At 44.4% G+C, this 24000-nt stretch carries 22 protein-coding genes and 1 pseudogene; all 23 read left to right on the top strand.

What is annotated here, in order from left to right; all coding sequences use genetic code 11:
* The first annotated feature begins 234 nt into the window (after window positions 1-234).
* The 23 genes and pseudogenes from fba (at window position 235) to atpA (ending at window position 23973) form a co-directional block, all read left to right on the top strand.
* The gene (fba, locus tag HCJ54_RS09455) at window positions 235-1089 is read left to right on the top strand and encodes a class II fructose-1,6-bisphosphate aldolase (RefSeq protein WP_036065624.1); all 855 of its coding nucleotides are present in this window, start codon (window positions 235-237) and stop codon (window positions 1087-1089) included.
* A gap of 176 nt (window positions 1090-1265) precedes the next feature.
* On the top strand, window positions 1266-2411 hold the full coding sequence (locus HCJ54_RS09450) for an FAD-dependent monooxygenase (protein ID WP_187137463.1): 1146 nt from the start codon (window positions 1266-1268) through the stop codon (window positions 2409-2411).
* A gap of 372 nt (window positions 2412-2783) precedes the next feature.
* Window positions 2784-4055 carry a UDP-N-acetylglucosamine 1-carboxyvinyltransferase gene (locus tag HCJ54_RS09445; RefSeq protein WP_187137462.1) on the top strand — a complete coding sequence of 424 codons (1272 nt, stop codon included), beginning with the start codon at window positions 2784-2786 and terminating at the stop codon, window positions 4053-4055.
* A gap of 178 nt (window positions 4056-4233) precedes the next feature.
* Window positions 4234-5505 (top strand): transcription termination factor Rho, encoded by a 1272-nt coding sequence (gene rho / locus HCJ54_RS09440; protein WP_187137461.1) that lies wholly within the window; start codon window positions 4234-4236, stop codon window positions 5503-5505.
* Window positions 5506-5607: 102 nt separating this feature from the next.
* Window positions 5608-5853 (top strand): type B 50S ribosomal protein L31, encoded by a 246-nt coding sequence (locus HCJ54_RS09435; protein ID WP_036065627.1) that lies wholly within the window; start codon window positions 5608-5610, stop codon window positions 5851-5853.
* Between the two features lie 161 nt (window positions 5854-6014).
* A complete protein-coding gene (gorA, locus tag HCJ54_RS09430; protein WP_185409955.1) occupies window positions 6015-7367 on the top strand; it encodes a glutathione-disulfide reductase in 1353 nt (450 codons plus the stop codon).
* A 214-nt stretch (window positions 7368-7581) separates the two neighbouring features.
* Entirely contained in the window at window positions 7582-8868 is a 1287-nt protein-coding gene (locus HCJ54_RS09425; RefSeq protein WP_187137460.1) for a homoserine dehydrogenase, read from the top strand.
* A gap of 2 nt (window positions 8869-8870) precedes the next feature.
* Complete coding sequence (gene thrC / locus HCJ54_RS09420; RefSeq protein ID WP_187137459.1) at window positions 8871-9929, top strand: threonine synthase; 1059 nt, start codon at window positions 8871-8873, stop codon at window positions 9927-9929.
* Window positions 9929-10795, top strand: a complete 867-nt coding sequence (thrB, locus tag HCJ54_RS09415; protein ID WP_187137554.1) for a homoserine kinase — start codon at window positions 9929-9931, stop codon at window positions 10793-10795. Before thrC ends, thrB begins: the two co-directional genes overlap by 1 nt.
* Window positions 10796-11000: 205 nt before the next feature.
* Entirely contained in the window at window positions 11001-11573 is a 573-nt protein-coding gene (locus HCJ54_RS09410; RefSeq protein ID WP_185410003.1) for a thymidine kinase, read from the top strand.
* Between the two features lie 19 nt (window positions 11574-11592).
* Window positions 11593-12669, top strand: coding sequence for a peptide chain release factor 1 (prfA, locus tag HCJ54_RS09405; protein ID WP_036065637.1), 1077 nt, complete (start codon window positions 11593-11595; stop codon window positions 12667-12669).
* A gap of 1 nt (window position 12670) precedes the next feature.
* Window positions 12671-13525, top strand: a complete 855-nt coding sequence (prmC, locus tag HCJ54_RS09400) for a peptide chain release factor N(5)-glutamine methyltransferase (RefSeq protein WP_187137458.1) — start codon at window positions 12671-12673, stop codon at window positions 13523-13525.
* Window positions 13526-13827: 302 nt separating this feature from the next.
* Window positions 13828-14874, top strand: a complete 1047-nt coding sequence (locus HCJ54_RS09395; protein ID WP_187137457.1) for an L-threonylcarbamoyladenylate synthase — start codon at window positions 13828-13830, stop codon at window positions 14872-14874.
* A 1-nt stretch (window position 14875) separates the two neighbouring features.
* Entirely contained in the window at window positions 14876-15286 is a 411-nt protein-coding gene (locus tag HCJ54_RS09390) for a low molecular weight protein arginine phosphatase (protein ID WP_187137456.1), read from the top strand.
* A gap of 400 nt (window positions 15287-15686) precedes the next feature.
* The gene (glyA, locus tag HCJ54_RS09385; protein WP_187137455.1) at window positions 15687-16928 is read left to right on the top strand and encodes a serine hydroxymethyltransferase; all 1242 of its coding nucleotides are present in this window, start codon (window positions 15687-15689) and stop codon (window positions 16926-16928) included.
* A 133-nt stretch (window positions 16929-17061) separates the two neighbouring features.
* The gene (gene upp, locus HCJ54_RS09380) at window positions 17062-17691 is read left to right on the top strand and encodes a uracil phosphoribosyltransferase (protein WP_036065645.1); all 630 of its coding nucleotides are present in this window, start codon (window positions 17062-17064) and stop codon (window positions 17689-17691) included.
* Window positions 17692-17752: 61 nt separating this feature from the next.
* Window positions 17753-18895, top strand: coding sequence for a non-hydrolyzing UDP-N-acetylglucosamine 2-epimerase (gene wecB, locus HCJ54_RS09375; RefSeq protein ID WP_187137454.1), 1143 nt, complete (start codon window positions 17753-17755; stop codon window positions 18893-18895).
* A gap of 949 nt (window positions 18896-19844) precedes the next feature.
* Window positions 19845-20244, top strand: a pseudogene (locus HCJ54_RS09370) (ATP synthase subunit I).
* Between the two features lie 6 nt (window positions 20245-20250).
* Window positions 20251-20967 carry a F0F1 ATP synthase subunit A gene (atpB, locus tag HCJ54_RS09365; RefSeq protein ID WP_036065648.1) on the top strand — a complete coding sequence of 239 codons (717 nt, stop codon included), beginning with the start codon at window positions 20251-20253 and terminating at the stop codon, window positions 20965-20967.
* A 100-nt stretch (window positions 20968-21067) separates the two neighbouring features.
* On the top strand, window positions 21068-21286 hold the full coding sequence (gene atpE / locus HCJ54_RS09360) for a F0F1 ATP synthase subunit C (RefSeq protein ID WP_036065649.1): 219 nt from the start codon (window positions 21068-21070) through the stop codon (window positions 21284-21286).
* A 71-nt stretch (window positions 21287-21357) separates the two neighbouring features.
* Window positions 21358-21897: a F0F1 ATP synthase subunit B gene (gene atpF, locus HCJ54_RS09355; RefSeq protein WP_051998423.1), complete on the top strand. Its 540-nt coding sequence runs from the start codon at window positions 21358-21360 to the stop codon at window positions 21895-21897.
* Entirely contained in the window at window positions 21894-22433 is a 540-nt protein-coding gene (locus HCJ54_RS09350; RefSeq protein WP_187137453.1) for a F0F1 ATP synthase subunit delta, read from the top strand. The genes atpF and HCJ54_RS09350 overlap by 4 nt, the downstream gene beginning before the upstream one ends.
* A gap of 28 nt (window positions 22434-22461) precedes the next feature.
* Window positions 22462-23973 (top strand): F0F1 ATP synthase subunit alpha, encoded by a 1512-nt coding sequence (gene atpA, locus HCJ54_RS09345; protein WP_185409964.1) that lies wholly within the window; start codon window positions 22462-22464, stop codon window positions 23971-23973.
* The last annotated feature ends 27 nt before the right edge of the window (window positions 23974-24000 follow it).

Raw genomic sequence — 24000 nt, 5'->3', positions numbered from 1 at the left:
ACTCACAAATCTGGTATTATTACAGTGTTAGGAAAAATAGCAACCGTTATTTTTCACAGCAGAAAATCAAATTTTGTAAGAGTCTGGAGCAAACTCGAACAAAGCCGAAGAACGTCGAGCCCATTTTTATTTTAGGTAGGATGTAAACTAGGCTTTACACAAATCGAACGCTTGCCGCCGATTTACCCGAGGTATGCACAAGACCTCTTATATTCCTGAGGAGGAAAATGTATTATGCCTATCGTTAGTATGACTGAAATGTTGAACAAAGCGTTAGCTGGAAAATATGCTGTAGGTCAATTCAACATCAATAACCTTGAATGGACTCGCGCTATTTTAGAAGCTGCAGAACAAGAAAAAGCCCCTGTAATCCTTGGTGTTTCTGAAGGAGCAGCGAAATACATGGGTGGATTTACGACAGTAGTTAAAATGACTGAAGGACTTATGCATGACCTAAAAATCACTGTACCAGTTGCTATTCACTTGGATCACGGTTCATCTTTTGATTCTTGTAAAGCTGCAATCGATGCAGGATTCTCATCTGTTATGATCGATGGTTCTCATCACCCAATCGATGAAAACGTTGAAATGACTAAAAAAGTTGTTGACTACGCTCATCCAAAAGGTGTTTCTGTTGAAGCCGAAGTTGGAACTGTTGGTGGCGAAGAAGACGGCGTAACTGGCGGAATCAACTACGCTGATCCTGCTGAATGTCTACGTGTTGTTAAAGAAGCTAACATTGATGCACTTGCTGCAGCATTAGGTTCTGTACACGGACCTTACCACGGCGAACCAGTTCTTGGGTTCAAAGAAATGGAAGAGATCTCGAAATTAACAGGCGCTCCTCTAGTACTTCACGGTGGTTCTGGAATTCCTGAACACCAAATTAAACAAGCAATCGAACACGGTCACAGCAAAATTAACGTTAACACGGAATGCCAAATTGTTTGGACTGCCGCTGTTCGCGAAAAATTAGCTACAGATGATAAAGTTTACGATCCACGTAAAGTTATCGGACCTGGTAAAGATGCGATTGTTAAAACTGTTGTTGCTAAGATCCAAGAATTCGGCTCTAACGGCAAAGCATAATTTTATACTTAGGTTACAGCGGGCCATCGTGGCTCGCTGTTTTTTTTGAGGTGCGGCACGATCCAAATGAATTGGCGACCAATCGTGTGTAAAAAACATAACTTAAGTCGGATGTCCTATTTTTGTGAAGTTTGATAGACTAGAAAGAAAACGCATACAAGGAAAGTAGGGGGAGTATGGCGACGAAATTTTTAATCATTGGTGGGGGAATTGGAGGTCTGATGGCTGGCATCGCCTTAGAACAAGCTGGCTTTTATGTAGAAATTTTTGAGCAGGCAGAACAAATGAAGCGGGTCGGTGCAGGTATTACTGTGTCACCAAATGGTATGTCGGCATTGGCGGAATTAGGACTGGCCGAGCAGGTAAAACAGATGGGAAATGTAAGTTCTAAAGGGATTGCGATTGTCGACGAACGTGGCAGACCAATCACGAAGCTGGCGGATGAGGTATTAGCTTTCCCAATTTATGCGATTCATCGAGCGGATTTGCAGGATATTCTGGCAGGTGCTTTAAAAAAGGATACGTTGCAGTTTGGGAAAAAATGTTGTGATGTGGGGCAAGATGATACCGGTGTCGTGATCCGGTTTGAAGATGGGACGGAGGTCACTGGTGATTACGTGATTGTTGCCGATGGTATTCATTCGTCGGCACGCGATCAGATTTTTGGCAGACAGAAGTTGCGTTATGCGGATTATACGTGTTGGCGTGGGATTGCGAAGGAGTGGCCAGATGATGAGAAACTATTTACGGAGACTTGGGGTACGAAAGGGCGAGTTGGCATTGTCCCACTTGCCAATGGGGAGACATATTGGTTTGCCGTTATCAGTGCAACGGAAAATAGTATCGCTCACCAGACCTATGAATTAGCCGATTTAATAGCTCGATTTGGTTCTTATCACACGCCGGTGCAAGCAATATTAGAAGCGACAGATCCAGAAAAATTGATACGCGGTGATATTTTTGACTTGGTGCCAATGACCAGTTTTGTTAAAGGACGTATTGTTCTGCTTGGCGATGCAGCACACGCAATGACACCGAATATGGGGCAAGGTGGCTGTCAGGGGATGGAAGACGCGATTGTTCTGCAAAACTGTGTGAAGCGTTTAGAGGATGTAGAAATGGCATTTGAGGCTTACAGCAAGGCTCGGGTGGGGCGAACTAAGAAAATTACAGAGCGCTCACGATTGATTGGCAAAGTGGGGCAGTTTGAGTCGGCATTTGCTTGTAAAGTACGCAATGTAGGTATGCGACTAGCACCAGCATCGGCACAGCGGAAGCAACTGGCGTATGTATATGAGGTGGATTTGTTGAGGCCTTTATGACGTGTTCTAACAATTTCTGTCAAGGCTAAACGGGCTCTTTCAGCTCTTCGATAGGGTCAAGCTTCAACGGCTAGCTCCTCGAAAACTTCACACTCGCAATAAAAAGCAAGGACAGCTTTTTCTCGCGAGCGCTCCAGTTTTTGTCGGAGCTAAACGAGCCGTTTCAGCTCTTCGATTTGATCAAGCTTCGAGAGCCAGCCTTTCGGAAATTTCGAGGTCTACATAAAAGTCAAAAGAGGACTTTTACTACGCCCTCTAACAATTTCTGTCAAGGCTAAACGGGCTCTTTCAGCTCTTCGATTTGCAAATTTCCTCAATATCAGGGATAATTAGCAACAAGTGAAATCTTTGTAATCAGAAAGAAGGAACGGTATGGTTGAGAAATTAGTTATAAAAGGTGGAAATGAGCTGTCAGGGACGTTGCGTGTTGATGGTGCTAAGAATAGTGCTGTTGCTCTTATTCCTGCAACGATTTTGGCTGACTCGAATGTGACGATTGAAGGCTTGCCAGATATATCGGATGTGCACACACTTTATGCGATTTTAGAAGAACTTGGTGGAGAAATTCATGCGGGGCCGGATGCGGTTACGATTGATCCATCCAATTTAACAGATGTCCCACTGCCAAATGGTAATGTAAAAAAATTACGCGCTTCTTATTATTTGATGGGCGCTATGTTAGGTCGTTTTAAAAAAGCTGTCATCGGTCTTCCCGGTGGATGTTATTTGGGCCCACGCCCGATTGATCAACATATTAAAGGTTTTGAAGCTTTAGGTGCGACTGTTACCAATGAACAAGGCGCGATTTATTTGCGTGCCGATGAATTAAAAGGTGCGCGAATTTATCTAGATGTTGTCAGTGTTGGTGCGACGATTAATATTATGCTTGCAGCTGTAAAAGCGACAGGAAAAACCGTCATCGAGAACGCCGCTAAAGAACCAGAAATTATCGATGTAGCCACGCTTCTTACAAGTATGGGTGCGAAGATTAAAGGTGCAGGAACAGATACAATCCGCATCGAAGGCGTGGAGCAGCTTCACGGTTGCCGCCACACCATTATTCCAGATCGTATTGAAGCAGGTACTTTTATGATTCTAGCTGCTGCTGCGGGTTCAGGTATTAAAGTCGAAAATATTATTCCTGCGCATATGGAAGCTGTGAAAGCCAAGCTCGTCGAGGCAGGGGTTTCCATCGAAATGGATGAAGACTCCGCATACATCAGCAAAAGTAAGTCCCTCAAAAAAGTAGATATTAAAACATACGCCTATCCAGGTTTTCCGACAGATTTACAACAACCAATGACGGCTTTACTCGCTGGTGCTGATGGGAGTAGCATCGTAACAGATACCATTTATCCAAGTCGTTTTAAACATATCGATGAATTAAAACGTATGGGTGGTCGCTTTAAACTCCAAAGCCGCGCCGCGATCGTGACTGGTCCAACTCAGCTAAGAGGCGCTACAGTCACTGCCTCTGATTTGCGCGCTGGGGCATCTCTTGTTATTGCTGGCCTAACCGCAGATGGTATCACGGAAATACTTGGAATCGAACATATCGAACGTGGTTACGGTCGCATCATCGAAAAATTAGAAGGTATCGGTGCTGATATTCGGAAGGTGGTCCACGCCGAAGAGATCGTCTAGTCTTCAGCGCGGCGGATGAAATCGTAAAAATTGCTGGGGGTGGTTCCAACATATCATGAAAGTTGGACAACCCCCGATTAGTTTCGTGATGCATGTATGAAAGTAGTACAAATAGTTTGTAGTCCTCGTTGTTCTCCAAAATCCTCTCCACAAAAAATCCAAAAGGTGGTCAAATTATATGCCAGACATATCCATATCCTATCTAGAAAAACTGACAATTAAAGAAATTTATGCGCTTGCGAAAGAACATAAAATTCCCTATTACAGCAAACTCACAAAAAGGGAACTTAGCTTTGCTCTGTTAAAAGCAAGTGCTGAAAAACAAGGGTTCTTTTTCATGGAAGGAGTTCTTGACATCATTGCCTCGGAAGGTTTTGGCTTCCTACGCCCCATCAACTATTCCGCAAGTTCTGAGGATATCTACATATCAGCTTCCCAAATTAGACGTTTTGATTTAAGAACGGGTGATAAGGTCTCTGGAAAAGTACGCCCACCTAAAGAAAATGAGCGTTATTTTGGTTTACTTCACGTTGAAGCTGTCAATGGCGAAAACCCGGAAGTCGCGAAAGAACGTGTTCATTTTCCAGGATTGACGCCGCTTTACCCTGATCGTCAAATTCGAATGGAGATTGGCCAAGAGCCGATTTCAACGAGAATGATCGATATGATTGCACCGATTGGTTTTGGGCAGCGTGGTCTCATCGTCGCGCCACCGAAAGCCGGTAAAACCATTTTGCTAAAAGAGATTGCTAATGCGATTACGGAGAATAGTCCTGACGCGGAGCTCATTGTTTTACTTATCGATGAGCGCCCAGAAGAAGTAACGGATATTGAGCGTTCTGTTAGAGCAGAGGTCGTCAGTTCGACGTTTGATGAAGTACCGGAGAATCATATTAAAGTGGCAGAACTTGTGTTAGAGCGAGCGATGCGGCTAGTTGAGCAGAAGCGTGATGTCGTTATTTTGATGGATAGCATTACCCGTCTTGCACGGGCTTATAATCTTGTTATTCCACCGAGCGGGCGTACACTGTCGGGTGGTATCGATCCAGCTGCTTTCCACAGACCGAAGCGTTTTTTCGGGGCGGCTCGGAATATCGAAGAAGGTGGGAGCTTGACGATTTTGGCAACAGCGCTTGTGGATACAGGCTCACGAATGGATGACGTGATTTATGAAGAGTTTAAAGGTACAGGGAATATGGAGCTTCACTTGGATCGGGCGATGGCTGAGCGACGCGTGTTTCCAGCGATTGATATCCGCCGTTCTGGGACGCGAAAAGAAGAGCTATTATTACCAAAAGATAAACTCGAGCAGCTTTGGAAAATTCGCAAAGTCATGCCGATTCAAGGCGATGCGCTCGACATTTCCGAACGCTTTATTCGTCAGCTGAAAAAGACACCGACCAATGAGGCCTTTTTCGAAGTGATGCAAAGCGAAATGTTTAAAAAATAAGCCTTGCTAAAATAGAAAAGCATTGTTATAATGAGTTTACTGTGTGCAATTGTGCAGAAATTACTCTGTTTCAGATGATTCAGGGCGAAGGAGTTGAAAACAATGAAAGCTGGAATTCACCCGGAATACCGTCAAGTGGTATTTCTTGATACTAGTACAGATTTCAAATTTCTTTCTGGTTCTACTAAGGGCTCGAACGAAACTATTCAATGGGAAGATGGCAACGAGTATCCTTTACTACGTGTCGAAATCAGTTCTGATTCTCACCCATTCTATACTGGTAAACAAAAACATGCGACAGCCGATGGACGTGTCGATCGTTTCAACAAAAAATACGGAATCAAATAAAAAAGTCACCCTCGGGTGGCTTTTTTATTTGATTTTGTGCGGAACATTTATCCTAGTAAAGCCGCTAAGCATCATACCGATCCTTCCAATCCAAACATTTTCAATTCGGTGCGGCTTGGGGTAGAATTGAGGGATAGAGAAGTAATAGAGGAGGTTTTCAGATGGTAAAACATTATGATTATATAGCGATTGGTGGCGGAAGTGGTGGGATTTCTTCGGTAAATCGGGCGGCCAGTTATGGGATGAAATGTGCACTTGTAGAGCCAAAACATCTTGGTGGCACTTGCGTGAATGTCGGCTGTGTTCCGAAAAAAGTGATGTGGTATGGGGCGCAAATCTCTGAAGCAATGCATAAGTACGCGCCGGATTATGGTTTTGAGGTGAAGCAGGAGCGTTTTGATTTTGCGAAGTTGGTGGAGAATCGGGAGGCTTATATTGAACGGATTCATGGTTCGTATCAACGCGGACTTGATCATAATAAGGTCGATATTTTAAAAGGATACGCGTCATTTGTGGATGAGCATACGATTGAGGTGAACGGGACGCATTACACGGCGGAGCATATTTTGATAGCGACTGGTGGAAAACCGGCTTGGCCAGACGTTCCGGGTGCGGAATTTGGGACGGATTCGGATGGCTTTTTTGAATGGACCGAGTTACCGAAGCGCGTGGCAGTTGTTGGTGCGGGATACATTGCTGTGGAACTTGCAGGCGTTTTGCAGGGATTTGGTGTGGAGACGCATTTGTTTGTTCGCAAGCACGCGCCGTTGCGGAATTTTGACCCGTTGCTGGTGGATACGCTGGTGGAGGTTATGAAGGAGCAGGGGCCAACGCTGCATACTGAGGCGATTCCAAAAGCGGTGACGCAAAATGAGGATGGTTCGGTGACGCTTCATTTGGAGGATGGTCGGACGCAGACGGTGGATAAATTAATCTGGGCGATTGGTCGGACGCCGCTTACGGAGATGCTGAATTTGGCGGCCACAGCGGTGGAACTGGATAAGAAAGGCTATATTAAAGTCGATAAGTTCCAAAATACGGCGGTTCCGGGAATCTATGCGGTTGGGGATATTACAGGACACATCGAACTTACGCCGGTTGCGATTGCTGCGGGACGGCGGTTATCGGAGCGCTTGTTTAATGGCAAGTTGGACGAGCATTTGGATTATTCGCTAGTTCCGACGGTTGTTTTCAGTCATCCTGCGATTGGGACAGTTGGTTTAACGGAGCCCGAGGCGATTGAGAAATACGGTGAGACGCAAGTCAAAGTCTACACTTCTTCGTTTACATCGATGTATACGGCGATTACGGAACATCGCGAACCGTGCCGTATGAAGCTCGTTTGTGCGGGCGACAATGAAAAAGTAGTTGGGCTGCACGGTATTGGGACGGGTGTAGATGAGATGATACAAGGCTTTGCGGTCGCTATGAAAATGGGCGCGACGAAGGCTGATTTTGATAATACGGTTGCGATTCATCCGACAGGTTCTGAGGAATTTGTGACGATGCGGTAATTTTAGATTAAGAAAGACTCGGACTTATGACGGCGTGCTTATTTGTGCGCTGGATAAGGACGGGTGTTTTTTTATGTGTCTCAGTGATTTTGACATCTTTATGGACATTGCCTAAACGAATATTCAGATATGTCAAATAACCCTTTGCTTTATAGAAGGAAATTGCGTATAATAAGCAATAATTACATTGTTTTAGAACTGAGGAGGTTGGCGAGTGGAAGCAAAATTAGAAGTTGGAATTTTTGGATTTGGAACGGTTGGTAGTGGTGTCATTCACATTTTAGAGGAACATGCGGAGAAAATTAGTCAAATGACGGGCTATCAAGTAAGTGTCAAAACGGTTCTTGTACGCGACTTAGAGAAAAATCGTCGGTATGAAACGAAAGGATTTAGCTTGACCACGGAGCCTGCCGCTATTTTAAATGATCCGGATATTTCGGTCGTTGTGGAGGTAATGGGAAGCATCGAACCGGCGCGGGAGTATGTTTTACAGGCTCTTAAGGCTGGTAAACATGTGGTGACGGCGAATAAGGACTTAATTGCGTTACATGGTGATGAATTGATTGCTGTGGCGCAGGCGAATAAATGTGATTTGTTCTATGAGGCAAGTGTTGCTGGCGGAATCCCGATTTTGCGGACGATTGTGAACGGGCTTGCGGCGGATAAGATGCAGAAGGTGATGGGAATCGTCAATGGGACGACGAACTTCATGTTGACGAAAATGAAGACGGAGAAGCGGAGTTACGAAAGTGTCTTGAAAGAGGCGCAGGACTTAGGTTTCGCGGAAAGTGACCCGACGAATGATGTGGACGGAATCGATGCGGCTCGCAAAATGGTGATTTTGACGCGTTTGGCTTTTGGGATGAACGTGGACTTGGCGGACGTGGATACGGTTGGGATTCGTGGGATTGCGCCGCGTGATATGGAAGTTGCGGAGCAGTTGAAATACGTGATTAAACTAGTCGGTACGGCGGAGGAGCGAAATGGTTCGGTGGCTGTTAGTGTTGGACCGGTGCTCTTGCCGAAATATCATCCGATGGCGGGCGTGAACAACGAGAATAATGCGGTGTTTGTAACGGGTGCTGCGGCTGGTGAAACGATGTATTACGGGCCTGGTGCTGGGGAATTACCGACGGCGACGAGTGTTGTCAGCGATATTATTATGGTGGCGAAAAATAGTAAGTTAGGCATTAATGGAAACGCGTTTAATAGTTATAAGCATGACACGAAGCAAACATCGTCGGATGAAATTTTCTCGAAGTATTATTTGCGTATTGTGATGGATGATAAGACGGGAACGTTCCTTAAGTTAACGCAGATTTTTGCGGAGGCGGGTGTCGGTTTTGATAAAATTTTGCAGGAACCGCTGGACGAGTTTACGGCGACGGTTGTTGTGGTGACGCATGTGACGAGTAAGGCACAGCTGGAACAAGCGATCGAAAAGGTACAATTGGAACCGCAAATGCAAGTGGAAGCGAAATATAAAGTGGTGGAGGGATAAGGATGTACGAAGGATTACTGAAACAATATAAGGATTATTTACCAATTACGGATAAAACCCCGATGATTGGCTTGGCGGAAGGGAATACGCCTTTGATTCCATTGCCGAATTTGTCGAAGGAACTTGGTGTGACGTTATATGGGAAATATGAGGGCTTGAATCCGACGGGGTCGTTTAAGGATCGCGGTATGGTGATGGCGGTTGCGAAGGCGAAGGAAGAGGGCGCAGAGGCTGTGATTTGTGCTTCGACGGGGAATACGTCGGCGGCTGCGGCTGCGTACGCGACTCGTGCGGGAATGAAGGCGTATGTCGTGATTCCGGATGGGAAAGTGGCGCTTGGTAAGTTAGCGCAGGCCGTGATGTACGGCGCGGATATTATCGCGATTCAGGGGAACTTTGATGAGGCTTTGGACGCGGTTCGTGAGCTTGCGAAAACGGAAGCGGTGGCGCTAGTTAACTCGGTGAATCCGTATCGTTTGGAAGGCCAGAAGACGGCAGCGTTTGAGATTTGTGAACAATTGGGTGGTAAAGCGCCAGACGTGCTGGCTATTCCGGTTGGGAACGCGGGGAACATTTCGGCGTATTGGAAAGGTTTCAAGGAATGGGACGGGCATTTTGGTGTCGGTTTACCGCGGATGCATGGTTTTGAAGCGGAAGGTGCGGCGGCGATCGTGCAAGGTGCGCCAATCAAGAATCCGGAGACAATTGCGACGGCGATTCGGATTGGGAATCCTGCGAGTTGGGAGTTGGCTGAGGCGGCGCGTGATGAGTCGAAGGGCTATATTCATTCCGTGACAGATGACGAGATTGTGAATGCGTACAAAAAAGTCGCGGCACAGGACGGTGTTTTCATTGAGCCTGGTTCTGCGGCATCGCTTGCTGGCGTGATTCAACACGTGAAAAGTGGCGCGATTAAGCAAGGTGAGACGGTTGTGTGTGTGTTCACTGGAAATGGTTTGAAAGATCCGGATACGGCGATGAGCGTGCATGAAGTTCCGATTTCACACGTGGAAGGTGTAGACGCGATGCGTGAATACTTGCGCGGGGGCGTGACGAAATGATCCGCATCCAAGTTCCGGCTACAACAGCGAATCTTGGACCTGGTTTTGATTCGTGCGGCTTGGCGTTATCGCTGTACTTGACGCTAGACGTTGGCGAACCAGCAGCGGAATGGCATATCGCGCATGATCTCGGCGGCGGAATTCCGACGGATGCCTCGAATGTCATTATCGAAACCGCGCTTAGCATTGCGCCAAATCTCGAACCGCACCACTTGAAAATGCTCTGCGATATCCCAGCGGCGCGCGGACTTGGAAGTAGTTCAGCGGCCGTGGTGGCAGGCATCGAGCTTGCGAATATACTCGCGAATTTGGAGTTGACGTCAGAACGCAAAGTGGAGATTGCTGCGGAAATCGAAGGCCATCCTGATAACGTTGCGCCAGCAGTACTCGGTAATTTTGTCGTTGGTGCGAAATTGGATGGAGAAGATTTTTACGTGAGGCATCTTTTTCCAGACTGTGCATTGCTCGCGTTTATTCCAAAAGAAGTGCTCTTAACGAGTGAGAGTCGAGGTGTTTTGCCAGACCAGCTTCCATACAAAGAGGCAGTCAAAGCAAGCAGTATCGCCAATGTGATGATCGCCGCGCTTTTGCAAAATGATCTGAAACTGGCGGGCGACATGATGGAACGCGATTTATGGCATGAGAAATATCGTGCGAAACTTGTGCCTCATTTGAAGCCATTGCGGGAATTGATGAAAGCGAACGGTGCTTACGCGGCGTGTCTGAGTGGCGCGGGTCCAACGATTTTAATATTTGCTCCAAAATCGGAAAGCGAGAACTTGATACATGTCATGAAGGAATTTGATCAAACTGCGGCGGTTCTTTCGTTAAATGTAGAAGGAAACGGCTCGACGATATTTTCATGAATAAACTACAAGTAAAGTATTATTTTTACGCTTTACTTGTAGTTTTTTTGCCAGGTTCATTTAAGAATGACACATAAAAATAATCCTCAAAATGCGATTATCACAGGCTTCACGCGATACATAAAACAATGCCTATTGTCCCAAATTACGCGCTATGATAGAATGAAAAAGAGTTTTTAACATGGGAATGCGAGGTTTTGAGAGAATGGCACAGCTTTTCTTTAGATATGGTTCGATGAATAGTGGTAAGACGATTGAAATTTTAAAAGTAGCACACAATTATGAGGAACAAAATAAGCCGGTGATGATTTTCACGTCGGGTATCGATGATCGCGATCAGGTTGGCATCATCTCGAGTCGCATTGGCTTGAAACGTGAGGCAACACCAGTGTTTTCCGCAACTAATCTGTATGAAGAAGTTGCCAAAATCGAGCCCAAACCATGCTGCGTCCTGCTGGATGAATCGCAGTTTTTGGAGAAAAAACATATTTTGCAGTTGGCGCAAATCGCAGACGGGCTTAATATTCCAGTCATCGCGTACGGCCTAAAAAACGATTTTCAAAACGAGCTTTTCGAAGGCTCCAAATATTTATTGCTATACGCAGACAAGATTGAAGAAATGAAGACCGTTTGCTGGTTTTGCACGAAAAAGGCAACGATGGTATTACGCGTCGATGAGGATGGGCAGCCGATGTACAAAGGCGACCAAATCATGATTGGCGGCAATGACCGTTACTATCCAGTTTGCCGGAAATGCCACGCGAACCCATCAATATAAACTAATGAGGTGAATCGAAATGTATGATCGTTTACAAGCAGTGGAAGATCGCTACGATGAATTGAACGAATTGCTCAGCGACCCGAACGTGGTCAGTGACGCGAAAAAGCTACGCGACTATTCCAAAGAGCAGTCCGGCATTACCGAAACGGTAGAAACATATCGCGAATATAAAGAAGTGACGGCAGGACTTGCCGAGACGCGCGAAATGATGAACGAGAAGCTCGACGATGACATGAAGGAAATGGTGAAGGAAGAATTCAACGAGTTAACAGCTAAAAAAGCGGAGTTAGAAGAACGCTTGAAAATATTACTCGTTCCAAAAGACCCAAATGACGACAAAAACGTTATCATGGAGATTCGTGGCGCGGCGGGTGGCGATGAAGCCGCTCTATTTGCGGGCGACTTATTCCGAATGTATTCTCGTTACGCCGAGTCGCGAGGCTGGAAGGCAGAAGTAATGGAAGCAAACGCGACGGGAATTGGCGGTTATAAAGAGATTATCGTATTGATTAACGGCGCTGGAGCATACTCACGTCTAAAATACGAAAATGGCGCGCATCGTGTGCAACGTGTACCTGAAACCGAATCAGGCGGACGAATCCATACATCAACGGCGACAGTTGCGATTTTGCCAGAAGCCGAAGATGTGGAGATCGACATCAAAGATAACGAAATTCGGACGGATACTTTCGCGTCAAGTGGTGCGGGAGGACAAAGTGTCAATACGACGATGTCAGCCGTACGTTTGACGCATATTCCTACGGGGATCGTTGTTTCGATGCAAGATGAACGTTCCCAAATTAAGAACAAAGAAAAAGCGATGAAAATTTTGCGTGCCCGTATTTTTGATAAATTTGAGCGGGAAGCGCGTGAAGAATACGATACACACCGGAAATCGGCAGTTGGTACGGGTGACCGTTCGGAGCGGATTCGGACGTATAATTATCCACAAAATCGCGTGACCGACCACCGGATTGGATTGACGATCCAAAAGCTCGATCAAATCATGGAAGGCAAGCTCGACGAAGTGATTGACGCGCTTATTATGGAAGACCAAACAAGTAAACTAGACCATTTGAGCGACGGTATGTAAGATGACAATCGCTGAAATTTTGCATCAAGCCAAAGTCGAACTAACGACGCGCGGACTGGACCTCAATATCGCTGAAATTCTCATTGAAACGCGTCTGCATTTGACGCGTTCCGACTTATGGATGTCGACGGATCGCGAGCTGGGCCCAAGTGAGCAAGCGCAGTTTGATGCTGATTTCGCGCGCTATATAAACGGAGAGCCAGTTCAGTATATTTTAGAAGTGGCTCCTTTTTATGGTCGCGATTTCTACGTCACACCAAGCGTCCTGATTCCACGTCCCGAAACCGAAGAACTCGTCTACGCCGCCGAAAAATTCATTGAAAAAAAGCCAAATCGTATCCATCGCGTGTTGGATGTCTGTACGGGAAGCGGTATTATCCCAATCACGTTAAAAGCGACATTTCCGGAACTCGCGGTGACAGGTTCCGATATTTCCGTGCCTGCCCTTGAAGTCGCCGAGAAGAACAGCAAACAATTACAAACAGACGTGCACTTTATCCACAGCGATCTCGTAGAATTTTTCCAACAAAATGGAGAGAAATTCGACATGATTCTGGCTAATCCACCATATATCGCGGATGATGAACGCGCCGAAATGTCGGCCTATGTCTTGAATCATGAACCGGAACTCGCTTTATTTGCGCCAAATGACGGACTAGCGATATACGAAAAACTGATCGAGAATTTACCTGACATTGTGGATAACTCTTTTTGGATAGGCGTGGAAATCGGTTATACACAAGGGAAAGCCGTAAAACAGCTTTTTGAAAAAAGTTTTCCACAGGCAACGACAACGGTACAACAAGATATCAACGGCAAAGACCGAATGGTTATTTGCGTGTATGAACGGATATAAAAGCATTTCTATGATGGAGATGCTTTTTTATTAGCCGTAATTATCCACAGGATTGGGGATAAAACTTTGTGTAAAAAAATATTTTTAATCAAATCTTAATAAAGTAAACGTAGTTATCAACACACTTATACACATTATCCACAGATTCACAAGTAGTTATACACATTGACAAAGTTATTATCCACAGATTGGGGATAACTTTGTGGGTAAATCACTAATTTTCAAAAAATGGATCTCACGCTGTAAAAACTATCGTAAAACCGTTAAAATAAGATTAAAGCAATGTAAAGGAGCAATTCCTGATGAAAACAAAGATTTGGCATATAACGAAAGAAAATGAAATCCAAACCTATTTGGAAGCAGCGAAACTTTTGCAAGCAGGAGAGGCCGTGGCTTTTCCAACTGAAACGGTGTATGGCATCGGTGCAGACGCGACAAATGAACAAGCTGTGGCTAAAATATATGAAGCGAAGGGTAGGCCCGCAGACAATCCGTTAATCGTCCATATCGCAGACCAATCGCAAGTGCATGAATTCGTCAAGGAGGTTCCAGATAACGCGAAAAAACTGATGCACACTTTTTGGCCAGGACCGTTGACGATCATTTTACCATTACGGAAAGGGCGATTGGCGGCAAATGTGACAGCGGGATTAGATAGTGTCGGCGTTCGCATGCCAGAGCACCCAGTCGCACTTGGACTTTTGGCGGTAGCTGGCATTCCAGTCGCGGCGCCCAGTGCAAATCGCTCTGGAAAGCCGAGTCCAACATCTGGGGAACATGTCGAGGAAGATTTATCTGGCCGAATCGCGGGTATAGTTTTTGGCGGGAAGACGGGAGTGGGCTTGGAGTCCACGGTCATTGATTGCACGCTTGAGATGCCGGCTATTTTGCGACCCGGTGGCGTATCACAAGAGGAGATTGAGGCTGTGATTGGCCCCGTGATTTCCGAGGCAAAAGAAGTCGCGCAACAAGAAGCACCGAAAGCGCCAGGAATGAAATACACACATTACGCGCCAAAAGCCCCGGTGGCGATCATTGAGGGCGATGCAGTCTTTTTTCAGCAGCAGATTGACTTGGCTGAGAAAAACGGAGAAATCGTCGGTGTGCTCGTGTCTGATGAGCTTGAAGCGCAGCTACGCAAATCAGAATATATGATGGGACTTGGCAGTAAAGCCTACCCAGAAGAAACTGCCTATCGTTTATACGACCGGCTTCGCCATTTTGACCATACACCAGTGACGCTTATTTACGCCGAACCTTTTGCAAAAATTGGTATTGGAGAAGCGGTAATGAATCGACTTGAGAAAGCAGCAGGCGGACATTATATCAGGCAAAGCGAGGAACGTTAGAATGAATATATTATTTGTGTGTACTGGAAATACATGCCGAAGCCCAATGGCCGAAAAAATGTTACAGTGGTTCAAACCGGATTGGAAAATTACATCAGCAGGACTCGCCGCACAATCCGGTTCCCCGATGTCAGCGGAATCAAAAGCCGTATTGCAAGAACATGGCTTGCCAACCTATCATGTCGCGAAATCACTGACAAATGACCTCGTAGATCAGGCGGATAAAATCTTTGTGATGACGGAGCAACATCGGCAAGCGTTACTATATCAATTCCCTAATCAGAAAACCGAGCTGATTTCGCCGTATGATTTTGACGTTGCCGATCCTTATGGTGGAAGCAAGGCGGATTATGAGTATACGTTTGCGGAATTGGAAGAAATGATTGCACGGCGTTTTTTGTTAGATGTCTAGAGGACCGAGGAGGGATTTGTACATATTAAAAACCTCCTTTTTTGCGTTTGGCAATCATGTAAGCGGAAAGACCTGTTTGTTATTACGTGCCTAAATTTCTAGATCCAGCATTCAGCGACGAACTCCCCTAAACTTCACGCTCTCCTACAAAAGCAAGAGCGGATTTTCACTGCGCCCCCTAACAAATAAAAGGTTGGCAGTCTCGCATTGCTCCACTGCCTATTGATTTAGTGAAGCAACATAAACGGGCTACTTCCGTTTTTCATTTTTGTGATCTGTTTCACTATTTAGAATTAGATAATCTTGTGCGAAAATACTTGCAATTTAGAGCGGAATGGGAGATTATTAGAACATGTACGACGCTTTACTAATCATTTGAGAAAAGGATGGGGATCCACATATGGTTTATCTACAAAAGCACGACAAGGCAGTTTTTGACGCAATTGAGTTAGAGCTAGGCAGACAACGCAGTAATATTGAGTTAATCGCATCGGAGAATTTCGTGACGGAGCAAGTCATGGAAGCGATGGGATCTGTTTTAACGAACAAGTACGCAGAAGGTTACCCTGGCAAACGCTATTATGGCGGTTGTGAATATGTTGATATTGTAGAAAACTTAGCCCGCGATCGCGCGAAACAATTATTTGGCGCAGAATATGCCAACGTTCAACCGCACTCTGGTGCCCAAGCGAATATGGCGGTATATCATGCCACGCTTAAACCAGGAGACGTTGTACTTGGAATGAATTTATCTCATGGCGGACATTTAACACACGGAAGCCCAGCGAATTTTAGTGGGGAACTGTATCACTTCGTTGCTTATGGCGTGGATGAAGAAACCAAGCAAATTGATTATGACAAAGTTCGTGAAATTGCCCTGGAACATAAGCCGAAAATGATTGTAGCAGGCGCAAGTGCCTATCCGCGTGCAATCGATTTCGCTAAATTCCGTGAAATCGCGGATGAAGTTGGCGCATACTTAATGGTGGATATGGCGCATATCGCTGGTCTTGTTGCGACAGGACATCACCAAAATCCGGTACCATACGCAGACTTTGTAACGACCACGACACACAAAACATTGCGTGGCCCTCGTGGCGGTATGATTTTAGCAAAAGCAGAATGGGAAGCCAAATTAAATAAAGCGATTTTCCCAGGAATTCAAGGCGGTCCGTTGATGCACGTTATCGCTGCAAAAGCAGTCGCATTTGGTGAAGCCTTACAACCGGAGTTCAAAACGTATAGTGAAAACATTTTGAAGAACTCGAAACAGCTCGCGGCAACGCTTCAAGAAAATGGTGTCACTGTTTTAACAGGCGGCTCCGATAACCACTTACTTCTGATTGATTTAAAACCACTAGGATTAACTGGTAAAGCAGCAGAAGCGGTCCTTGACGATGTCGGTATTACTGTTAACAAAAATACAATTCCTTTCGAAACAGAAAGTCCATTTGTGACGAGCGGTATCCGTGTTGGTGTCGCTGCAGTAACGACGCGTGGTTTTGACGAAGTAGCCATTGCCAAAGTCGGCAAATTAATCTCTAAGGTGTTGCATCACCTAGAAGATGAGGCAGTGCTAGCCGAAGTCAAAGCGGAAGTAGCCAAGATTACAGCTGACTATCCATTATATCCATCTCTATAGAAATGATCCGAGCCTTACTAGTGAATAGTAGGGCTTTTTTTGTAGCATTTTATACGAAACGATTTAATACTTGCACAAGCGCGATTCTCTGATACAATAAGAGAAGGAAATTTACCTTAAAGGAGCGAATACAATGGCAAAAGTACACGTAATAGATCACCCATTAGTTCAGCATAAATTAACAATTATCCGTGATAAAGATACTGGAACGAAAGCATTTCGTGAACTAGTAAATGAAGTCGCGACATTAATGGCGTATGAAATTACACGCGATGTGGAGTTAGAAGACACCTTTGTTGAAACACCATTACAAAGAACACCAGCAAAAACAATCGCAGGTAAAAAATTAGGCGTCGTTCCGATTCTGCGCGCTGGTCTCGGCATGGCGGACGGAATCCTAACACTTATCCCAGCGGCAAAAGTAGGGCACGTTGGCTTGTATCGCGATCATGATACACTAGAACCAGTCGAATATTTTGTGAAGTTACCGTCAGATGTAGAAGAACGCCTTTTCATCGTTGTTGACCCGATGTTGGCAACAGGTGGTTCTGCGATCATGGCAATCGACTGTTTGAAAAAACGTGGCGCAAAAAACATGAAGTTCATGTGTTTAGTTGCTGCTCCAGAGGGAATTAAAGCATTACAAGAGGCACATCCAGATGTAGACATTTATGTTGCCGGTTTAGATGAAAAATTAGATGAGCATGGCTACATTATTCCAGGTCTAGGAGATGCTGGGGACCGCCTATTTGGCACAAAATAATAAGGATTCAAAGACGAGGAGGCAAGTGTTTCCTCGTTTTTTCAGAAAGGGTGGATTAGCAATGAGTAAAATTAAAGTAATGAGTGTTTTTGGGACACGACCAGAAGCTATTAAGATGGCTCCGCTAGTTTTAGAGTTTGAGAAGCAGTCGGAGTTTTTTGAATCGCGTGTCGTTATCACAGCCCAACATCGCGAAATGTTAGACCAAGTGCTTGATATTTTCAATGTACAACCAGATGTGGATTTAAATATTATGCAGAAAAAACAAACGTTAACGGATATTACAACACGCGCGATACAAGGCTTAAACGAGGTCATTGCAAAAGAAAAACCAGATATCGTACTAGTTCACGGCGACACGACGACGAGTTTTGCGGCTGCACTCGCTGCTTTTTACAATCAAACGGCGATCGGTCACGTAGAGGCTGGCTTGCGGACATGGAATAAATATTCACCATTCCCCGAAGAGATGAATCGTCAATTGACAGGCGTTATGGCGGACTTGCATTTTTCACCAACCTCACAATCGAAGCAGAATTTGCTAGATGAAGGTAAGAACCCCGATGCCATTTTTGTCACAGGTAATACGGCAATCGATGCGCTGAAAACGACGGTTCAAGATGACTACCACCATCCAATTCTAGATGGTTTAGGCGATAATCGTCTCGTATTAATGACGGCGCATCGTCGCGAGAATTTGGGCGCTCCGATGCAAGGGATTTTTGAGGCTGTACGCGAGATTGCTGAGGCGCGCGAAGATGTCGAGATCGTTTATCCGATGCACATGAATCCGGCTGTACGTGAAAAAGCGACTGCGATCCTAGGCGGGCATCCACGCATTCATTTAATTGAACCGCTCGATGCTATCGATTTTCATAATTTCTTGAAAAAATCGTACCTTGTATTCACAGATTCTGGCGGCGTGCAAGAAGAAGCCCCAGGTATGGGAGTTCCGGTTTTAGTTTTGCGAGATACGACCGAGCGTCCAGAAGGCGTAGAAGCCGGCACGCTAAAACTGATTGGAACCGCCAAAGAAGACCTGAAAAAAGAAGCATTTGAGCTGTTGGATAACAAAGAAGCGTATCTAAAAATGGCCAATGCTAGCAATCCATATGGCGATGGAGAAGCATCTGCAAGAATTCTAGAAGCGATCAAATATCACTTCGAAAAAACAACGAATCGCCCATCCGACTATACCGTTTAAAACGCTGGCCGAGCTTTGAACAAAACCTGAATAAAGACGAAGATCATTTTACTGGTAATACGTAAGATACCCATCGACTTTATCAAGATTTTGTTCAAAGTTCGGTCTTTTTATTTACTGTAAATAGTCGCTTTTATTACTACCAAAAACCTATGAAAAAACAAGAAATCCCAATGGAAGCGCCTCATTGTTACAAATATATTACGCAACTGGTTTTTGCTAGAGCTTTCAGTTATATTGTGTTAAGATGATCAATGTTATCACAAAAGAGCTCAAAAGATTTAGCTGTTCATGAAATGCGTAAGGGATAATTGCTGCAAGCCAGCACTGTCTCAATCCCGCCGACGTCTGAAAAAGGCGTGGACAGAATTGACCTAAGTGTGCCGGGCAATTATAACTTCATACTGCAAACAATACGTGTCTAGCTATTTTTTTCGATCTTCTTCGCTGGAAGAGAGCTTTCGCAGTCACGTAATCTGTCGAAAGTCTTTTACCAAATCAGGTGAAAGCTTTTTTTGTACATCAATATGTGAAGCGGCGAGCGTAAATAACATGATTCAGCAAATACGGAGGTGTCGTGCAACAAAAAATACTAAAACTAGATGGAAATAGTGTTTCAACTGACAAAGTTAGAGCCGGCTATGAGATTTTTCAAAAAAATGTTAAAAATTAATTCGCATTATTTCCTTGGAGTAGTGGTATTGTGGTAGAATTGTTATCAAGTAGGTACGGAATTTGTGAAAAGATATTGACTTTTTACTTTTGCCTATTGTATGCTAAAAAGTGACGCACTGATAAGGCTTACAGTTGTGTTCAATTTTTTGTTAGCAAACGGGTAATGTGTAAAAAATCACAAACTCCAAGCTTACTTCTGTCTTAAAATCCGAGTCACATTTTACAGACGGGGAGCAAGAAATACTAATAACATTAAGAAAGGACATCTGCCGGAATGTTAGAATCACTAATAGGAATGTATCATCGTCATCAGAAATACATCATTGCTTTTGTAGGCATTTGTGTAGCTGGATGGTTACTAACCCCACATGTACATATTTTTTTGGGGCTAAAACTGGGGATTATTGTAGGTTGGTTTAACTACTGGCTGTTGATGAGACGTACACAAGCCATGACAAAAGCAATTGCCGAGAAGCGAACTTTTTATGGCATGGGGACAACAGCAAGAATGGGAAGCGTTCTACTTGCAACAATCATTGCGACACAAGTACCGGATTTCTTTCACGTTTATAGTATGGTGATCGGTTTGGGCATTGTTTATTCCGTGGTTTTCTTGGATTTTGTTATCTATTCCATCTACCGGAAGAAAAACGCTTAAAAAGAGAGAGGGGTGAACCAAATTGGAAGAGGAATTTCCAATATGGTACTTAGGGAAATTAGCATTTAACTTATCTAATGTCCTGATGATTACAATAACATGTGTCATCGTACTGTTTATTGCAATCTTTTGTACGAGAAAACTCCAAATGCGTCCCACAGGGAAACAGAACTTTATTGAATGGGTAATGGACTTTGTTAAAGGCATTATCAACAGCAATATGGACTGGAAAACTGGTGGGAGATTCCACGTATTAGGAATCACGCTGATATTCTTTATCTTCGTAGCTAATATGTTAGGATTACCAATGCAGATTGCGGTCGGTGGCGAAGTATGGTGGCGTTCACCTACAGCTGATCCAATCGTAACGCTAACTTTGGCCGTACTCATTATCGGGTTGACTCATTATTACGGAATCAAGCTTAGAGGCGTTAAGCACTATGTTGTTGGCACATACTTTAGCCCAATGAAATTTTTATTCCCATTGAAGCTAGTAGAAGAATTTGCGAACACATTGACACTAGGTTTGCGGTTATACGGTAACATTTTTGCAGGGGAGGTATTGCTAAGCATTATTGCGCTTCAATTAGCACATATCAATCCAGTAGTTGGCGTTTTCGCAATTATTCCAGCAGTGGTTTGGCAAGGTTTCTCGATATTCATCGGTGCAATCCAAGCCTATCTATTCACCGTGTTGACAATGGTTTACATGTCGCACAAAGTAAGTGACGAACACTAAGCGACACTCGCCACATCCAGGTCAAGTCAGAGCTATGGGGCAAAACCCATAATCTTGTAATAAAAAATAATTTAGAAGATAATTCGAGGAGGATATTATTATGTCATTAGGTGCAATTGCAGCGGCTATCGCCGTAGGTTTAGGAGCTCTAGGAGCAGGTATCGGTAACGGTCTTATCGTATCAAAAACAGTTGAAGGTGTTGCTCGTCAACCAGAAGCACGTTCTATGCTACAAACAATCATGTTCATTGGTGTTGGTTTGGTTGAGGCCCTTCCAATCATCGCTGTTGTTATCGCGTTCATGGTAATGAATAAGTAATCGAAACATGGCGGGGCCAACTCGCCAATCTTTATGTGTGATAAAAACATGAAACGATAAAAAGCGAATGTATGGAAAGGAGTGAATCGAACGTGCTAGGATTTAATAGTATTGCACTAGGTTCAGCCGTTTTTACAGCTGGTGATTCTGTTTTTACCGTCGTAGCATTCTGTATTTTGCTAGTCTTAATCCGTATCTACGCATGGAAACCTTTAATGAATATCATGAAGGCTCGCGAAGAACATATTGCGTCGGAAATCGACTCAGCAGAAGAAAGTCGTGTACAAGCAGAAGCCCTGTTAGCCGAACAAAAAGAAGTTCTTCAACAAGCTCGTCTAGAATCTCAAACAATGATTGAGAACGCAAAACAGCTTGGTGAGAAAGAACGCGAAGAAATCATCAAAGTTGCGCGCGCTGAAAGTGAACGCATTAAAGAAGAAGCCAAAAGCGACATTACTCGCGAAAAAGAAGATGCTATCAAAGCGCTTCGTGAACAAGTCGGCTCCTTGTCTGTGTTAATCGCATCCAAAGTTATCGAGAAAAACTTGGACGAACAGTCACAATCCGCACTTGTACAAGAGTATATCGAAAGGCTAGGCGATGACAAATGAGCAAGGATTTTGAAGTTGCGAATCGTTACGCCGTAGCACTTTTCGAAGTTGCCAAAGACGAACAACTGATCGATCAATTCGATACGGAGCTCGCGATTGTAAAGGAAGCCATAGAACAAAATAATGATTTCCGTACGCTAGTCGAGAATCCAACGATCACGGTTGAAGCAAAGAAAAACATGATTGTGACTGTGTTTACTGGTCTAACGCCAGTGTTGCAAGATTTCATTTTCCTTCTCATCGATCGTGGACGTGAAGATTATTTAGCTGTAATCATTGATCGTTATCTCAATAAAGTAAAAGAAGCTCGTGGTATTGCAGACGCGGATGTGTACTCTGTTATCCCGCTTTCCGAAGCAGAGCAAGCAGAATTATCTAAAGCCTTTGCCGCTAAAATGTCTAAAAACGAGTTGACTATTCATAACCATATTGATCCGTCCCTTCTTGGAGGCGTACGGGTAGTAATTGGAAACCGTATCTATGACGGCAGTCTAAAATCTAAACTAAGAGACCTGGAGCGACAAATAAAATTGTAGGCTTTCAGTGTAACAAGGGGTGAATTTGATGAGCATAAAAGCTGAAGAGATTAGTTCTCTCATAAAGCAACAAATTGAAAATTATCAATCTGAGCTAAAAGTTAGCGATGTTGGTACAGTTACTTATATTGGTGATGGTATCGCGCGTGCTCACGGATTGGATAACGCGATGGCTGGAGAGCTATTAGAATTCTCAAATGGCGTTATGGGTATGGCTCAAAACTTAGAAACCAATGATGTTGGTATCATTATTTTGGGACCTTATACTGGAATCCGTGAAGGCGATGAAGTTCGTCGCACAGGAAAAATCATGGAAGTTCCAGTTGGTGAAGCACTAATTGGCCGTGTTGTTAACGCACTAGGCCAACCAGTGGATGGATTAGGACCAATTGCAGCATCGGGTACACGCCCAATCGAGGCCATTGCACCAGGCGTTATGCAACGTCAGTCCGTAAACGAGCCGCTTCAAACAGGAATTAAAGCGATTGATGCACTAGTTCCAATCGGCCGTGGTCAACGTGAATTGATCATTGGTGACCGCCAAACTGGGAAAACAACAGTTGCAATCGATACCATCCTAAACCAAGCGGATCAAGATATGATTTGTATCTATGTCGCTATTGGTCAAAAAGAATCAACTGTTCGTACAGCAGTTGAAACTTTACGCAAACACGGAGCGCTTGATTACACCATCGTTGTAACAGCATCTGCATCTCAACCAGCTCCATTACTATACTTAGCTCCATATGCTGGCGTTGCGATGGGCGAAGAATTCATGTATAACGGCAAACACGTTCTGATTATCTATGATGATTTATCAAAACAAGCTGCTGCTTATCGTGAACTTTCCTTGCTATTACGTCGTCCACCAGGTCGTGAAGCCTATCCAGGGGATGTATTCTATCTACACTCCCGTTTACTAGAACGTGCAGCAAAATTAAATGACTCATTGGGCGGTGGCTCAATTACAGCCCTCCCATTTGTAGAAACACAAGCCGGAGACATCTCTGCCTATATTCCTACAAACGTTATCTCGATAACAGATGGTCAAATTTTCTTGCAGTCTGATCTATTCTTCTCTGGCGTTCGTCCAGCGATCAATGCTGGATTATCCGTATCCCGTGTTGGTGGTTCCGCCCAAATCAAAGCGATGAAAAAAGTGGCAGGAACACTTCGTCTAGATTTAGCATCTTATCGTGAGTTGGAATCCTTCTCGCAATTTGGATCTGATCTTGACGCAGCGACACGCGCGAAACTAGAACGCGGTAAACGCACAGTAGAAGTTCTGAAACAAGACTTGCATAAACCACTAAAAGTCGAGAAACAAATCCTAATTCTTTATACACTAGTTCATTCGTTCTTGGATGATATTCCGGTAACAGATGTTCTTCGTTTTGAAAGCGAAATGAACACATGGTTCGATCATAATCGTCCAGAATTACTGGAAACAATTCGCACAACAAAATCTTTACCAGACGAAGCCGAACTAGATAGTGCAATTAAAGAATTCAAAAATACATTTGTTCCTTCAGAAGCCTAACCGTTTTTGAGTAATAAACGAAACAAA

It is taken from the genome of Listeria grandensis (assembly GCF_014322885.1).
Classification (GTDB): Bacteria; Bacillota; Bacilli; order Lactobacillales; family Listeriaceae; genus Listeria_A; species Listeria_A grandensis.
The sequence above is the reverse complement of the archived record's forward strand: the minus strand, read 5'-3'. Positions and strand labels throughout refer to the sequence as shown.